This window comes from Fulvimarina endophytica (assembly GCF_003403015.1).
Lineage (GTDB): Bacteria > Pseudomonadota > Alphaproteobacteria > Rhizobiales > Rhizobiaceae > Fulvimarina > Fulvimarina endophytica.
Genome location: NZ_QURL01000003.1, coordinates 622768 through 639062, shown reverse-complemented (window position 1 = coordinate 639062; position 16295 = coordinate 622768). Strand labels below are relative to the sequence as shown.

General features: G+C 66.5%; 11 protein-coding genes and 1 tRNA gene. 7 read left to right on the top strand and 5 right to left on the bottom strand.

From position 1 onward, the window contains the following. Positions 1–116: 116 nt before the first annotated feature. The 3 genes from DYI37_RS09420 to DYI37_RS19965 all read left to right on the top strand — a co-directional run bounded on the left by DYI37_RS09420 (position 117) and on the right by DYI37_RS19965 (position 8055). Positions 117–740 carry a DsbA family protein gene (locus tag DYI37_RS09420; RefSeq protein ID WP_116682920.1) on the top strand — a complete coding sequence of 208 codons (624 nt, stop codon included), beginning with the start codon at positions 117–119 and terminating at the stop codon, positions 738–740. A 1081-nt stretch (positions 741–1821) separates the two neighbouring features. Next, complete coding sequence (locus DYI37_RS09415) at positions 1822–7599, top strand: autotransporter-associated beta strand repeat-containing protein (protein ID WP_116682919.1); 5778 nt, start codon at positions 1822–1824, stop codon at positions 7597–7599. Between the two features lie 312 nt (positions 7600–7911). After that, positions 7912–8055: a hypothetical protein gene (locus DYI37_RS19965; RefSeq protein WP_158555122.1), complete on the top strand. Its 144-nt coding sequence runs from the start codon at positions 7912–7914 to the stop codon at positions 8053–8055. A gap of 181 nt (positions 8056–8236) precedes the next feature. On the opposite strand, the gene DYI37_RS09410 is transcribed toward DYI37_RS19965, so the two are convergent. Next, positions 8237–8311, bottom strand: a tRNA-Thr gene (locus tag DYI37_RS09410). A 669-nt stretch (positions 8312–8980) separates the two neighbouring features. On the opposite strand from DYI37_RS09410, the gene infC reads away from it, so the two are divergent. After that, positions 8981–9520 (top strand): translation initiation factor IF-3, encoded by a 540-nt coding sequence (gene infC / locus DYI37_RS09405; RefSeq protein WP_199520129.1) that lies wholly within the window; start codon positions 8981–8983, stop codon positions 9518–9520. Between the two features lie 352 nt (positions 9521–9872). Here the strand turns inward: infC and DYI37_RS09400 are convergent, their stop codons facing one another. Beyond that, the gene (locus DYI37_RS09400) at positions 9873–10652 is read right to left on the bottom strand and encodes a hypothetical protein (RefSeq protein ID WP_116682917.1); all 780 of its coding nucleotides are present in this window, start codon (positions 10650–10652) and stop codon (positions 9873–9875) included. Between the two features lie 401 nt (positions 10653–11053). On the opposite strand from DYI37_RS09400, the gene panC reads away from it, so the two are divergent. Further along, on the top strand, positions 11054–11935 hold the full coding sequence (panC, locus tag DYI37_RS09395; protein ID WP_116682916.1) for a pantoate--beta-alanine ligase: 882 nt from the start codon (positions 11054–11056) through the stop codon (positions 11933–11935). After that, on the top strand, positions 11932–12750 hold the full coding sequence (panB, locus tag DYI37_RS09390; RefSeq protein ID WP_116682915.1) for a 3-methyl-2-oxobutanoate hydroxymethyltransferase: 819 nt from the start codon (positions 11932–11934) through the stop codon (positions 12748–12750). Before panC ends, panB begins: the two co-directional genes overlap by 4 nt. Here the strand turns inward: panB and DYI37_RS09385 are convergent, their stop codons facing one another. From DYI37_RS09385 to ygfZ, 3 genes are read right to left on the bottom strand one after another with little or no spacing between them, the layout of a single operon-like run. Further along, positions 12751–13284, bottom strand: coding sequence for a tyrosine phosphatase family protein (locus tag DYI37_RS09385; protein WP_116682914.1), 534 nt, complete (start codon positions 13282–13284; stop codon positions 12751–12753). 5 nt (positions 13285–13289) lie between these two features. Next, positions 13290–13940, bottom strand: a complete 651-nt coding sequence (locus DYI37_RS09380; RefSeq protein ID WP_116682913.1) for an HD domain-containing protein — start codon at positions 13938–13940, stop codon at positions 13290–13292. Next, positions 13940–14809: a CAF17-like 4Fe-4S cluster assembly/insertion protein YgfZ gene (ygfZ, locus tag DYI37_RS09375; RefSeq protein ID WP_116682912.1), complete on the bottom strand. Its 870-nt coding sequence runs from the start codon at positions 14807–14809 to the stop codon at positions 13940–13942. Before ygfZ ends, DYI37_RS09380 begins: the two co-directional genes overlap by 1 nt. A gap of 113 nt (positions 14810–14922) precedes the next feature. On the opposite strand from ygfZ, the gene DYI37_RS09370 reads away from it, so the two are divergent. Further along, entirely contained in the window at positions 14923–16260 is a 1338-nt protein-coding gene (locus tag DYI37_RS09370; RefSeq protein ID WP_116682911.1) for a dihydroorotase, read from the top strand. Positions 16261–16295: the final 35 nt, after the last annotated feature.

Genomic DNA, 16295 nt, shown 5'->3' with positions numbered 1-16295 from the left:
ACGGTTCGCGATCTCGTCTTTCGTACGGTCATCAGGACGACATCGCTCGCCCTCCCAAGACCCGGCGCCACCCCCCGATCCAACAGCACGATCGCTTCACTCGACGGAGACACGACATGACGACGAACATGGAACGCCGCGCCTTTCTGGCGGCAGCCTTCGCCCTCGGCTCGACGCCGCTTCTGCCGATGATCGCAAGGGCCCAGAACGCGCGGGAGGAGTTGTCGCAGGATGCGATCCTTCGCGACCCTGAGGTGCCGGCTCTCGGCAATCCGAACGGCGATGTGACCCTGGTCGAGTATTTCGACTACCAGTGCCCCTACTGCAAGACGCAGTTTCCCGAGATCGAGGCGCTGGTGCGCCAGGACGGAAACATCCGCCTCGTCATGAAGGACTGGCCGATCTTCGGCCCGGCCTCGCTCTACGCCTCGCGCCTCGCTCTGGCGGCCGGCCAGCATCACGACAAGGCGCTGAGAGCCCTGATGGCGACGCAGGCACGCCTCAGCCAGGAAGACGTCGAGGCGGCGCTGACGCGGGCGGGCTTCAAAATCGAGGCCCTCAACGCCGCCTATGGCCGCGACCGCCAGCGCATCGACGGCATCATCGCCCGCAACAGCTCCCAGGCCGAACAGTTCGGCTTCATGGGAACGCCGGCCTATATCGCAGGAACCACAGTCTTCCCGGGCGTGCCGGACATGGCGGATATGAAGAAGGCGATCGCCGAGGCGCGTGCGTCCTGATTGGCCCGGCCAGCCGATGCCGGGCCTCTTATCGAGCCGGCTCGGATCGTGCGAAATGCTGGTGATGGCAGGTCCGCGATCACCGGCAGCCGCGACGCCGCAGAGACGGAAGCGAAAGGGCCGGGAGGGATCCGGTCCAGCCGATCCCACTCCGCCCCATCGACAGGGCCCTCCCCCACGCGCGCCTCTCTCCAAGGCCGGCAGGCGAACGACGTGGGCGCGGCGACTGCGCGGACATGGCCGCTCGTTTCCTTTACGGAACAGCCCAGCGCCGAACCGGCATCGCGACGAGCTCCCGCAACGATATCACCCGCGTGTGAGGCGGCTGAAGAATCCAGCGTGGTCTCCGACCCGCGTCCTGCTCACCCGCTTTCTCGCAGAAAGCCCGGCAACGACCATGTATTCGATCGACGCTGTACGGAACACCGTAGGATACGCCTTGACGATGGTTAAAATGAAACGATACGGAAACACTATAAAGATCGAATCTCTACTGTAAAAATGTGTTCCCGATGGATCTCGAGATGGATACGAGATGCACCTCAAGACGCTCCATTCGATTTTCCAGATTGATGATATTCACGTCAAACAACAATTTTTAGTCCCGTTCCCGTCAATCAATTCAGCGGCATGATCAGATGTCCCAGAAGGCGAACGATGACAAATTCTCTACCGAACCTACGACATACAGTGTTTGCATGGAGAAACCCGTTCGATCTGAACATTATTCAAGTATCATATTCTTGTGATTGTCATTTAAGATGCAGATCTGACACAGGGTCAGAAATTCGCCTATCGGGAATGGAGATCCACTACCCTTTGTGATCGCGTGCCTGTCTAATCGCAGCGAACATCGTCGCGCGAGGATCTCTGCGCGACTTGAGATTTGATGAGACGCCGTTCGGATGATTTTCGTCGGCTGGGGGCAGGCATGATCGATCGCACATTCGCCATGGGTTCTTTCGTCGGCAGCGTGATGAAAGGGTCCAGCAAGCCTTGTGCCACCCCCTTTTCCGGGTTTCGTCGAACGCGTTCCATTCACCAGACCGGTATCCGGCTGCGCAGTGCGAAGCGGCCGCGATTGGGCCGGGCGGTCGAACTGGCCCTGGTCGCAGCGGTCGGACTTTCGGCGGGCCTGATCACGGACGGATCGCAAGCGGCGACGTTCAGCGTCGCCACCGAGGCGGAACTCGCTCAGGCGATTACGAATGCCAATGCGAACGGCGATGCGACGAATACGATCACGCTGACGCAGAACATTACTCTGTCCGGATTTCTGCCGGTGCTGGGCGACGACTCCGGCGACAGCGTGACGATCGATCTCGCCGGCAATTCCGTTTCGGGAGACGGAGTGACCCGCATCTTCTTCGCCAATGCCGGAACTGTCGTCATCCGCAATGGGTCGTTGACGGACGGGCTCGCCCAGGGCGGCGCTGGCGGCGGCGGAGACCGCGGCGATAATGGTGCAGGCGGAGGCGGTCTGGGCGCGGGTGGCGCCCTGTTCGTTCGCTCGGGTGCGAATGTCTCCGTGGAAGACGTTTCCTTCAGCGGCAGCGCCGCAGCCGGTGGCTCCGGCGGCTTGAATGGCGGCGTCAGCGTGGATAGCGGCTCCGGCGGTGGTGGTGGTCTCGGCGGCCGAGGAGGTCTTCCGAGCGCGGCAGGCGGACGCAGCGGCGGCGGTGGCGGCGGCGCATTCTCGGAGGGCAATAACGGGTCGGGAGCGGCCGGCGGCAATGGCGGCGGCTCCCTTGCCGGAGCAGGTGGCGCGTCGAGCGGCGTGAACGGTGCGGACGGCGGCGATCTCGCCGGTGGCGGCGGTGCCGGCGGGGCCGGGACGACGTTCGCAAGCGGTGGCAGTGGCGGCTTCGGTGGCGGTGGAGGCGGCTCTGCCGATCGTGGCAACGGCGCAGACGGTGGCTTTGGTGGCGGCGGCGGCGGCGGCGGTTACCGGTCTCCCGATGCTGCGGGAGATGGTGGGTTCGGCGCCGGTGGCGGCGGCAGCGGGGCCGGCAATCCAGGCTCTGGCGGCTTCGGGGCCGGCACCGGCGGCGCTCGCGGCGGCGGCGGCGGTGCAGGTTTCGGCGGTGCCGTGTTCGTCATGGACGGCGGATCGCTGACGGTGGGCGGAAGCGGATCGATCTCCGGCGGTTCGGTATCGGCCGGTGCGGCCGGTTCGGGTGCGCAGAGTGGAACGGCGGCCGGTTCCGGAATCTACCTCCAGGGGTCGTCCGTCGTTTTCGCGCCGGGCGCCGGCCAGACGCAGACGATCTCGGATGCGATCGCGGACGACACGGGCAACGGAGACAATTCCGGCACCCTGACCAAAAGTGGCGACGGCACCCTGACCTTGAGTGGGACGAATACCTATACCGGCTCGACGACGATCAATGCCGGCGAACTGGCTCTGAACAGCGTGACCGGAACGGCCCTTGCCGATACGAGTGCGGTGACGCTCGCCAATACCTCCGGCGCGCAGCTTTCCGTTCTTCGGTCCGAGACGATCGGGACGCTCTCGGGCGGCGGCACGAATGGCGGCAATATCGTCATAACCGGCGGTGAGACACTGACGGTGAACCAGACGGCGGATACGACCTATGCCGGTGCCATGTCCGAAACCGGCGGCTCGGGCGGCTTCGTCAAACAAGGCTCGGGTGCACTCAGCCTGACGAATTCCCGGCCGAGCACGATAACGGGGCCGGTCGTCGTCGACGCCGGCACGCTGTCGATCGTCGGTCAGATCGGCACGCGACGCGTCACCGTCAACAATGCGACCTTGCAGACCATCGGCGGCGTGTTCCTCGGCAGTCCCTTCGTTACGCTGAACGATCAGGCCGTGTTTCAGGTCGGGGCGAGTGGCGGCTCGGGACAGGCGACCGGGACTGGGCTGATCACCGGATCGAGCACGTCGCGCATACAGTTGAACGACGATCTGAGGATCAGCGGTGCTCCAGCCGGCGTCGGTCTGGTCCAGCGCTATGACGGCGTCGTTTCCGGCACCGGCGGTGTCGTCGTTTCCAATGGCGGTGCGACACAGATTTTCGGCGGAGCGAACGACTATACCGGAGACACCATCGTCGCGAACGGCACCCTGATCGCTGCAAGCGACACCGCCCTGGGCAGCACTGCGGCCGGGACACGCGTCGACCGCGGTTCGACGCTCGGACTTCAGGACAACGTAACGATCACCGGAGAGACGCTCACGATCGGCGATGGGAACCCGGTCAATTCTCGTCCCCGGCTCGAAAGCGTATCCGGCAACAACACGTTCGCAGGTCCCGTGATCGCCGTCGGGGATTTCGGGCTTCGTTCGAACGAAAACACGTCACTCACCGTGACCGGCGCAATTTCCGAAAGCGGCGGCTCGAGAAACGTGATCGTCGACGGTGCGGGAAGAACCACCCTTGCCGGCGCCAACACCTATACCGGCGCGACCACCGTCAACGGCGGCATCCTCGACGTGACGGGATCGCTGGCCTCGTCGGCGGTCACCGCCAACAATGCCGCCTCGATCCGGGCCAGTGGCGCATCCATCGCCGACGGCGCCGCCGTCACCCTCAACGGTACCTCGAACCTGACGCTGACCGGGGCCGAGACCATCGGATCGCTCGCGGGCGCGGCCGGGTCCACCCTCGCCCTCGGCGCAAACACGCTCACCACCGGCGGCAACGGCGCGGGCACCACCTTCTCCGGCATCGCATCCGGTTCGGGCGGCCTCACCAAGGACGGCAGCGGCACCTTCACCCTCGCCGGCGCCAACACCTATACCGGCGCGACCACCGTCAACGGCGGGATCCTCGACGTGACGGGCTCGCTGGCCTCGTCGGTGGTCACCGCCAACAATGCCGCCTCGATCCGGGCCGGCGGCGCATCCATCGCCGACGGCGCCGCCGTCACCCTCAACGGCACATCGAACCTGACGCTCACCGGGGCCGAGACCATCGGATCGCTCGCGGGCGCGGCCGGGTCCACCCTCGCCCTCGGCGCAAACACGCTCACCACCGGCGGCAACGGCGCGGGCACCACCTTCTCCGGCATCGCATCCGGTTCGGGCGGCCTCACCAAGGACGGCAGCGGCACCTTCACCCTTGCCGGCGCCAACACCTATACCGGCGCGACCACCGTCAACGGCGGGATCCTCGACGTGACGGGATCGCTGGCCTCGTCGGCAGTCACCGCCAACAATGCCGCCTCGATCCGGGCCGGCGGCGCATCCATCGCCGATAGCGCCGCCGTCACCCTCAACGGCACCTCGAACCTGACGCTGACCGGGGCCGAGACCATCGGATCGCTCGCGGGTGCGGCCGGGTCCACCCTCGCCCTCGGCGCGAACACGCTCACCACCGGCGGCAACGGCGCGGGCACCACCTTCTCCGGCATCGCATCCGGTTCGGGCGGCCTCACCAAGGACGGCAGCGGCACCTTCACCCTCGCCGGCGCCAACACCTATACCGGCGCGACCACCGTCAACGGCGGGATCCTCGACGTGACGGGATCGCTGGCCTCCTCGGCGGTCACCGCCAACAATGCCGCCTCGATCCGGGCCGGCGGCGCATCCATCGCCGATAGCGCGGCCGTCACCCTCAACGGCACCTCGAACCTGACGCTGACCGGGGCCGAGACCATCGGATCGCTCACAGGCGCGGCCGGGTCCACCCTCGCCCTCGGCGCGAACACGCTCACCACCGGCGGCAACGGCGCGGGCACCACCTTCTCCGGCATCGCATCCGGTGCGGGCGGTCTCACCAAGGACGGCAGCGGCACCTTCACCCTTGCCGGCGCCAACACCTATACCGGCGCGACCACCGTCAACGGCGGGACCCTCGACGTGACGGGATCGCTGGCCTCCTCGGCGGTCACCGCCAACAATGCCGCCTCGATCCGGGCCGGCGGCGCATCCATCGCCGACGGTGCCGCCGTCACCCTCAACGGCACCTCGAACCTGACGCTGACCGGAGCCGAGACCATCGGATCGCTCGCGGGCGCGGCCGGGTCCACCCTCGCCCTCGGCGCGAACACGCTCGCCACCGGCGGCAACGGTGCCGACACCACCTTCTCCGGCATCGCATCCGGTTCGGGCGGCCTCACCAAGGACGGCAGCGGCACCTTCACCCTCGCCGGCGCCAACACCTATACCGGCACGACCACCGTCAACGGCGGAAGATTGGTGGTCAACGGTTCGATCGCATCGGATGTCAGGCTGAACGGCGGCATTTTCAGTGGCAGCGGAGCGATCGGCACGGTCGTCGCCAATTCCGGTTCGATCATCGCCCCCGGCAATTCAATCGGCACGTTGAACGTGACTGGCAATGCAACCTTCCAGCGAGGCTCCGTCTACCAGGTCGAAGTCGATGCGTCGGGCGCATCGGATCGGATCGTCGCCGATACCGCAACGATCAACGGCGGAACGGTTCAGGTCGTCCGGCTCGATCCGGGTTCGAGCTACGTCAATGGACGTCAGTCGCTCATCATCGATACGGCCAATGGCCGAACCGGCATGTTCGACGCGATCACGGGGAACTCCGCATTCATCAACTTCGCCCTCGTCTATACGCGTGACGATGTTCTGTTGCAGACAAGTGTCGTTCGCGCATTCCAGGACGTCGCTGTCACCACGAACCAGACCGCGGTCGCGTCCAGCCTGAATCGCCTCAATCAGACATTTGGATCGGACGACCTGCTCGTCTTCAACCAGTTCCTCGGCCTGAACGCCGCTGAAGCCCGGGCCGCCTTCGATCTCGCATCGGGTGAAATCCACGCCTCGAATGAACTGGCACTTGCGCGGGACGCTTCCGGGTTCACGGAGTTCCTTCGCCGTCGTGCCGGCCTTGCGACGGGACTGCTTGCGACCGAAGCCCCGATGACGGCGCCGCTGGGCTACGGCGAAGAGGCTCCTGCAACAGCCTCCAATCTCTTCGACGCGCCGATGTCGGAACCGGCGATGGACGCCTCCACGGACCGCGTTCTCACGGCCTGGACCGGCGTCTTCGGCGGGCTCGACGACTACGATGGCAATGGCGACGGATCGGGTTCGATCGGTGCGGCCGAATTCGACACCGAACGCACGGGCATCGCCGTCGGCATCGAGGGGCGCTTCGACGGCCTGTTCGATACGGTTCTCAACCAGATCGGTTTCGGTGCACTTTCCGGAGGTGCGTTCACCGCCGGTATTGCCGGTGGATATTCCTCCGGTGACGCCGATCTTTTCGCCCGTCGCTCGACCGCAGATATCGAGACCGGCCATGTCGGCTATTACACGGCGTCCGAATTCGGCGTTCTGCATCTTGCATCGGCAGGCTCGGTTTCCTTCGCCAGCATCGACACGACGCGCGGCATCCAGATCGGCAACCTCGCCCGGACGGCCTTCGCCGACTACGATGCCGTGACATACACGTCGTCCGGCGAAGCGCAACTGCGCTACCGCCTCGGCGGATTGTCGGTCGCTCCGCTCGTGGGCTACAATCTGGCCTCCGTCGAAGTCGACGGCTTTACCGAACATGGGGCCGGCGCGCTCAATCTTTCGGCTGGCGACGACGACTACACACTCGGCGACGTTTCGGTCGGTATCGCCCTGGCGAAGACTGTCACGTTGAGAAATGCAGCCGCGACCGTGGAGGCGCGCCTGGCTTACGAACACGGTTTCGGCGACGACCGACCGAGCCGTCTTCTGACCTTTGCCGGTGCACCCACGACGCCGTTCACCATTGCGGGCGTCGAAGCCGATGACGACCGCGTTGCCATCGGCCTCGGCGTCTCGGCGGATCTCAACAAATCCCTGACCATGGGCGTGCGCTATGACGGGGCTTTCGGCAGCGATACGAGAAGTCAGAGCGGTCATCTCTCGCTCGGCTACAAGTTCTGAGCCACCACATTCGAGCGTGCCGGTGATCGAAACCGGCACGCTCGCTCCAACTTCCGGCGTCTCTGGGACACGGATGAACCGTTTTCTCGGAGAGGGCGTCGTCCGCAGGTCGACCGTTACGGTCTTCCGGCCCCGCAGCGCGCCGGGCTTGTGCGAAGGCCTGATCGATCCGGACTTTTCACGTCCGGCGTCCGGCGTCCGGCAGACGGCACCTGCCGCTCGTCGCAGAACACACGCCTTCGCCCGGGGCGACAGGACCGGCCACATCCGATTTGGAAAGCCGAAAGGCAGGCCCGCGCCGGTCGCATCCGCGTGGCGGCCGTGGCGGCCGTGGCGGCCGTGGCGGCCGTGGCGGCCGTGGCGGTATCAGCCACGCGGTTTTTCATCGAGCAAGTCTTCGCCAGCCGTAAATCGATGGACATGGATCTCGCGATGCGTTTCGGCGTGCGGGCGTGATCGATCCAGTCAGCGATCGCAGCAGGCGCGCCGCGATGCTTGCGAGGCGCGTCCCCCCGATCGGCATCGAGGATGCATCGCAGTTCAGCCCTAACCCTGCCCGCCTCGTTGCAAGGCTTGGAACAGCCTTACGGGCGGCAGGCCCTGAGCAGCCAAGTTCTATGATTTCAATCAGATAAGATGGTGCTGCCGGAGAGATTTGAACTCTCGGCCTCTCCCTTACCAAGGGAGTGCTCTACCCCTGAGCTACGGCAGCGAAGGCGGTGGTCGCCTTGTCGGTCCGGCCGGTCTTTGCCGTTTCGGACGCGGAGGGTGGAGCCGCTTTCGAGCGACCCGTTCCCGGTGGCGCGTGTGTCCTCATTTTGAGGGCGGTAGTCAAGTGCAAATTTCCGAATGGCGGCGGTCGCGGCGATCGGCGTGACATTCCTGTGTCCCTCCCGCTTTGGCGCGGTCGCTTGACGGCGGGGTCCCGGGGCTTTTCGAGAGGCGTTGGCAGGGGCGATCCCGGCGCGCCGGATGCGTGCCGGGGTCCGAGCACGGGGCTCTTTCGCGTGCTTCGAGTTTCTATTCGGGGATTGCAGCGGCGGGGAAGGATCGCCATCTCAGGTGCCCGTCAGGCGCATAGGGGCGAATGCGGAAGCGCCGTTCCGTGCGTTTTGCTTCCGTCACCCGCGCCACGCGTTACCCGTCAGCCCCCCTCGCCGGACGAGCCTTCGCACGAGGCCCCTTGCCGGCAAGAGCATCATGAAGGGACGCGCAGTCTGCGTCCCGCCAGGTGGTGTCAAAACGCGCCATCCGTGCTAGGATGCAGCCACGCCGTACCGCATGGGCAAAATCACCCATGTGAACCGGGTTCTGGAACGAGATGTCCGCGGACGTCTTATCCCAAGCAGAATCACGTCATCAACAACCGGAGACAACGACCATTCGCAGACCATTTCGCGCACCGCCGGCCCAGAAGGAAGGGCCGCGCTCGAACCGGGACATCCGCGTCCCCATGGTTCAGCTCATCGATTCCGAGGGCGAGAACCGTGGACAGACACCGACGCAGGAAGCTTTGGCAATGGCCGAGGAGGCCGGCCTCGACCTCGTCGAGATCGTTCCGACCGCCAATCCGCCCGTCTGCAAGATTCTCGATCTCGGGAAACTGAAATACGAGAACCAGAAGAAGGCGGCCGAGGCCCGCAAGCGCCAGAAGACCATCGAGGTCAAAGAGGTGAAGATGCGGCCGAACATCGACGACCACGACTACGAGACGAAGATGAAGGCGGTCCGCCGCTTCTTCGAGGATGGCGACAAGGTCAAGGTGACGTTGCGCTTCCGTGGTCGCGAGATGGCTCACCAGGAACTCGGCATGCGCCTCCTCAACCGCGTCCGCGAGGAGACGACGGAGATTTCCAAGGTCGAGGCCGAACCCAAGCTCGAGGGCCGGCAGATGATGATGGTGCTGGCGCCCCGCGCCTGATCGCCTCGCACCGGGCCAGGGGTTTCGTGTCCGAGGCTTCGGGTCCGGGGCCGGAACCCGCGGCTTGCGACCGGCCTCCTCGATCGCGCTGGCGGGTTGCATCCGTCCGGATCGCTGGGGCCTTGTCGGATGGTCGTTCGGCAACGTCGCCGTGCGGTGGATGTCACCGCACGGTGGGAGCGCCCCGTCTGCCCATTCCCTATGAAGGTCGGCAGGCACCGGGATCTGGCACAGTCGCATTCGGTGGCTGCGCACGGCTTTCGAACATCGCGGTCATGATATCGACGCGGCAGGGTCTTTCGAGCCTGCCGCGTTTTTCGTTGCCGGGTATCCGGATCGCTCGAGCCGAGGCTCAGGAACGGCCGGAGGGAACCCCTTCGGCAATGACGACGAGGCGGGGTCTCGTCGATCTTGCGCCCGAGCGGATCGAATCGCAGCCCATGAAGCGCAGGACCAGCGGCTCGCGGGCTCTTGCGAGAACCACCGACCGGCTGGCGGCCCGGTCGGTCAGAACGTCGTCCACCGCCTCGCAGACCCGGTCGCGATCCCGGTCCGCTCGCAGCCATAGGGCTCGCCCGCCGGGACGGAAGGTCGACGCCTGCGAAAGCACATGGTCCATGGCCGGGTTCAGGGCCTCGATCCACAAGCGTTCGTCGATCACCGCGACCCCGAAGGGCAGGCCGTCCCAGGGCCATCCCATGTGCCGGCGCATCGCACCGCTCCTTGCGGCCGATGGCTCGCTTCCGGTGGACGACGCAGCTGTGAGGCCGCCCTCGGACAGGACCGCGAGGGAGCGCGTATAGACGGCCGCAAGTTCCATCGGCACCTGCAGGACGAAATCCAGAACGCCCCCGTCGAGGGTGGCGCATGAGAGGGCGATCCGGTGATCCTCGCTTGGATCGGCGATCGATGCATCCCGCGCACTCACCTCTCCTGCGGGAGGGATCCAGGGACTGCCCTCCTGGCAACGCTTCGGATGGGAATGAACGTGGCGATCGACCTCCCTGACGCGAAGGCCGGCGAATCGATCGCCGAGATAGGCGGCGAGACGCTCGGGCTCGAGGCGATCGAGACAGCGATAGGCAAGGATGATGCGGAAATTCTCGGGGGAACCGGGAAACGGTACGTGCACGACACAACCAGTTTTCATTCACCCCACAGGGATAAGATCAGCAATCTCCGGATAATTCAAGTGGTTGTGCTTTTCCCGTCCCGAAAGGCCGACGCGCCGAACGAACGGGTACCGCAGCGCGGCGCCCCGAAAGGTTCCGACGGATGGGCGGACGGGACTCGTGGACTTGATCGGGGGCACCTGAAGCGAGCACAGTCAGCCGCATTACGGACCCTCCAGCCGGTGACAGGACTACTCATCCATTCCGAATCCGGCGACCGACGCCATCGAACGGCTTGCCGGGAGCGGGCAGAGATGCGAGGCCTTCTTTCGTGCAGGGCATCGAACGCGGTCCGGAACGGGGCTGCGGTGCAGGCGATGCCTGTCCTGCATCCGATGCAGAGCAACGAACCGGACAAGACGTGCAGCAACACACCAGCATCAGAGACCTGCGAAGCCATCTGGCCCGCGAACGCCAGGCCGGACGGACGATCGGTGTCGTTCCGACCATGGGCGCGCTCCATGCCGGACACGAGGCCCTGATCCGCGAGGCCCGGGCGGCAAACGACGTCGTCGTGGTCTCGATCTTCGTCAATCCCACGCAGTTCGGCGATGCGCAGGATCTCGCCCACTATCCCAGAACCCTCGAGAAGGATCTGGCGCTCTGCGAGGCGGCCGGCGCCGACCATGTCTTCCTGCCCGATGTCGCTGAGATGTACGGGGCGGGGGAGCAGACGAAGATCACCGTCTCGCCCCTCGGCGAGGACCTGATCGGAACGCTGAGGCCCGGACATTTCACCGGGGTCGCGACGGTGGTCGCCAAGCTTCTCAACATCGTCCAGCCGAGTCGGGCCTATTTCGGGCGCAAGGATTTCCAGCAGCTCACCATCATCCGGCGCATGGTCGCAGACCTCTTCATTCCGGTGGAGATCGTCGGCGTCGCGACGGTCCGGGACGCCGATGGCCTCGCGCTCTCCTCGCGCAATGCGCGCCTCAGCGAACGCGAACGGGCCGCCTCCGTGGTTCTGTCACAGGCACTCTTCAAGGGCGCGGCGATGATCGAGGCGGGCGAGACCTCGCTTCAGGCCGTCGCCGAGAGCATGCGCAGGCGGATCGAGGCCGAACCTCTCGCCGATCTTCGCAGCCTCGACATCCGCGAGGCCGCGACGCTGGGCGAGCTCACGACTATCGGGTCGCAAGCCCTCGTCATCCTCGTGACCGCGCAGATCGGTCCGGTCCTCCTGATCGATCAGCGCGAGGCGGTTCCGAAGGCGGGTCGCCAAGCGACCGAGGGCGGGCGATGAGTGCACAGACCCACAGCAGGCGGACGACCGCGCCCGAGATCCGGGCGCTGAAGGGCGTCCGGCCGATCGCAAGCCTCACCGCCTACAGCGCCGGCATGGCGCGGATCGTCGACCCGCACGTGGATTTCATCCTGGTCGGCGACAGCCTCGGAATGGTCGAGCACGGGTTCGCCTCGACGCTCGGTGTGACCCTCGACATGATGGTGCTGCACGGGGCCTCGGTGGTGCGCGGAACGGGCTCGGCGCTGATCGTCGTCGACATGCCCTTCGGCTCCTACGAGGAGAGCGAGGCGGCGGCTTTCAGGAGTGCCGCGCGCCTCATGGCCGAGACCGGCTGCGGCGCGGTCAAGCTCGAAGGCGGCGAGGCCATGGCCCCGACCATCCGCCATCTGACGGCGCGCGGCATTCCGGTCTGTGCCCATGTGGGCCTGACGCCCCAGGCCGTGAACGCGCTCGGCGGGTTCAAGAGCCAGGGCCACGACGCGGCCGCCCGCGAGAAGATCCTCGCCGATGCCCGCGCCGTCGAGGCCGCGGGCGCCTTCGCCGTCGTCGTCGAGGGCGTGGTCGAGCCCCTCGCCGACGCGATCACCGAGGCGCTCTCGATCCCGACCATCGGCATCGGCGCCTCCGCCCGGTGCGACGGCCAGATCCTCGTCCTGGAGGACATGCTCGGATTGACCCCGAAGGTTCCGCGCTTCGTCAAGCGTTTCGCCGCCGTCGCCGAGGCGATCGACGGGGCGGTGAAGGCCTATGCGGAGGAGGTGCGCGAGCGCAGCTTTCCGGGCCCGGACAATGTCTACAGGCCGAAAGGCTGATCAGCCCCGCGCCTCACCGTCCAGCGTCAGGGGCAGGACGAAGGGCGTTCCGCTGAAGGCGTCCGCGCCGCGTCCGATCGAGCCGATCGCCTCCACCATGCGCCCGCCCCGTCCGAGGATCGCGTCGGCGAAACCGACGAGGCGGATATTGGGCGTCGCGGACGGCGCACGGCGTCTGAGCTCCCGCGCCAGGGCGAACGCGTCGAGCTGCGGATTGATCGTCGAGGCGAGGATGTAGGCCGCCGCCGTCGACCGGCTGATGCCGGCGAAGCAGTGGATCGCGAGCGGCGTCTCGCGGCTCCAGCTTCGGCCGAATTCGATGAGCTGGTGGACATGGGTCTCGCCCGGCGCCGCCAGTCCCTCGACCGGCTCGGTGATGTCGTTGAAGCCAAGGACAAGATGGCGATCGGCCGCGATCCCGTCCGGCCGCGCGACCACGGTCTCGGCATTGATGAGGGTGAGGAGGTCGCGCGCGCCATGCTTTGCGACGGTCGCGTTCATGTCCGCGAGGGAGGAGACCACGAGATAGGTCATGGGGATCAGCCTTGCCTTGCCATTGCGGGAGATGCCGGCGTCTCGCCGCGGGCATCGGCGAGCTGCCGCTCCAATTGCGCGAACCGCTCGAGGAAGCCGGTCTCCACCTCGAGGGCGGAGCGCGGCGTGAACTCGGCCGCAAGACAGGCATCGATCGAGGCGCGCCCGAACAGCGCGTCGGCCTCCTTCTCGGTGAAGCCGGCGAGGCGCACGGCCTCTTCGCGGGCCGAGGTGCGGTCTGCCGCCTTGACGAGCTTGGTGATCGGGGCGGGCAGATCGGCGGGAAGGCCGAAGCGCAGGTGGATCGCCGCCTGGAGCCGCGCCTCTACTGCCTTGTAGTCCCCGCCCAGAACCGCCTTAAAGGGCGAGATCATGTCGCCCACCACATATTCCGGCCCGTCGTGCAGAAGCGCCGCCAGACGCCAGCGCGGATCCGGTTCCGACCGCGCCACCAGGGCCTCGACGATCAGCGAATGCTGGGCGACGGAGAAGGCGTGATCGCCCAGCGTCTGGCCGTTCCAGCGCGCGACGCGCGCAAGGCCGTGGGCGATGTCGCCGATCTCCACGTCGAGGGGCGAGGGATCGAGCAGATCAAGCCGGCGGCCCGACAGCATGCGCTGCCAGACGCGGGCCTGTTTCCTAGCGGAGCCCGCCATCAGCTGTCCGATCCGTCGCCGGCTTCCCCTCCGGCAGGCGCCGGTTCGGGCAGCGCGTATCCGGCCCAGGGCGGGATCGAGAGATCGACCGGCACGCCGTCGACGCACGCACCCTCCCCCCGGACGAGGGCTGCCGCGAGCTTGTCGATGCGCACGACCGCGACCCCCTCCCCGTGGGCGGACGCGAGGAGCGTTCCGATGGGTTTGCCGGCAGAGGTGAGAGGCGCGCCCTCGGTCAGGTGCCGGTCCGCGACGACCAGCATCGCCCGCCGGCGCGCAGTGCCGCGATGCTGCATGCGCGAGACGACCTCCTGACCCACATAGCAGCCCTTCCTGAAGGAGACGCCGCCGTTCTGGTCGAGAAGCACGTCATGGGGGAACATCTCGGTCTGGGGAAAGTCGGTCTCGGCCTCGAGAATGCCGGCGCGCAGCCGCAGCGCGCGATAATCGCCAGCCTCCGCCTCGGGCGCCTCGGGCAGGCTCCCCGCATCATAGGCCCGGCCGACACCGGCCTGACCGAACCGTTCGTCGGCGATGATGACGTCCGCCGGCTCGCTCAGGTCCCAGAGCGCGAAGACGGGATCGTCGGATGGCTCGATCGCCACCTTGGCCCGCAGCTTGTAGATGGCGAGACGCCTGGCGAGGGCATCACGGATCGAGGCGACGCAGTCGAGCCGGAAGCCGCCCTCGATCCGCGAGACGAGAAAATCGAAGAGGATCTTGCCCTGGGGCGTCAGCAGCGCCGAAGGTCGTGCCGTCCGCTCGCCGATCGAGGGAATATCGGCCGTGACGAGATTCTGCAGGAAGTGTTCGCTCTCCTCGCCCCGAAGGACGAGCACGGCGCGGTCCGTGAGCCGGGCATGTGGCATCTGGGTATCCCTGAGAATGCGTTTTGGCGCCCTCTGCCGGAAGAAGAGAGCTTGTTTGCGTCCCGGTGCCTAGGTATCCCCGAGATCGGCCGGAAACAAGGAAGGACAAGCCCATGACCGCGATCTACGATCTGATCCTCAAGAACGGGACGGTGGTCAATCAGGACGGCGAAGGCTTGCGCGATGTCGGCGTCCTCGACGGGGCGATCGCGGCGATCGGCAGTCTCGACGCGACGACGGCCGACGAGGTGATCGACTGCACCGGCCTGCACATCCTTCCGGGCGTCATCGACAGCCAGGTCCATTTCCGCGAGCCCGGCAACGAGCACAAGGAAGATCTGGAGACCGGCTCGCGGGCGGCCGTCCTCGGCGGCGTCACCTGCGTCTTCGAGATGCCCAACACCAATCCGCTGACGACCAGCGAGGAGGCGCTCGCAGACAAGGTCCGACGCGCCCGTCACCGCATGCATTGCGACTTCGCCTTCTGGGTGGGCGGAACCCACGAGAACGCGTCGGACGTCGCCGAGCTCGAACGCCTGCCGGGGGCTGCCGGCATCAAGGTCTTCATGGGCTCCTCCACCGGCCAGCTTCTCGTGGAGGACGACGAGGGCGTTCGCCAGATCCTGAAGCGCACGCGGCGCCGGGCCGCCTTCCATTCGGAGGACGAGTACCGGCTGCGCGAGCGCAGCGGCCTGCGCCGCGACGGCGATCCGGCCTCCCATCCGGTCTGGCGCGACGTGCGCGCCGCCCTCCAGTGCACCGAACGTCTCGTTTCGATCGCCGAGGAGACCGGCGCGCGCATCCATGTCCTGCACATTTCGACGGGCGAGGAGATCGCCTATCTCTCCAATCGCAAGCGCAACGTCACCTGCGAGGCGACACCCCATCACCTGACCCTGACGGCCGACGACTATGCGAGCCTCGGCACGAAGATCCAGATGAATCCGCCGGTCCGCGAGACCCGGCACCGGGAGGTGATCTGGCAGGGCATCCAGACCGGGGTCATCGACGTTCTGGGCTCCGACCATGCGCCGCACACGCTGGAGGAGAAGGCCAAGCCCTATCCCGATTCGCCTTCCGGCATGACCGGCGTCCAGACCCTCGTGCCCATCATGCTCGACCATGTGGCGAACGGGCGCCTCAGCCTCCAGCGCTTCGTCGACCTCACCTCGGCCGGTCCCCAGCGCATCTTCGGGCTTTCCGGCAAAGGCCGGATCGCGCTCGGCTACGATGCCGACTTCACCATCGTCGATCTCGCCCGCCGTCAGACCGTAAGGAACGAGTGGATCGGATCGCGCTCGAAGTGGACGCCCTATGACGGGCGGTCCGTCACCGGCTGGCCCGTCGGAACGCTCGTTCGCGGACGGCGCGTCATGTGGGAGGGCGAGATCCTGACGCCGTCCACCGGCGAGCCCGCCGAATTCGTCGAGACGCTTCGTCCGTCGGTTTGAGAGAGCCCGAGCGGCGTCTGGCTTTTACGTGCCGA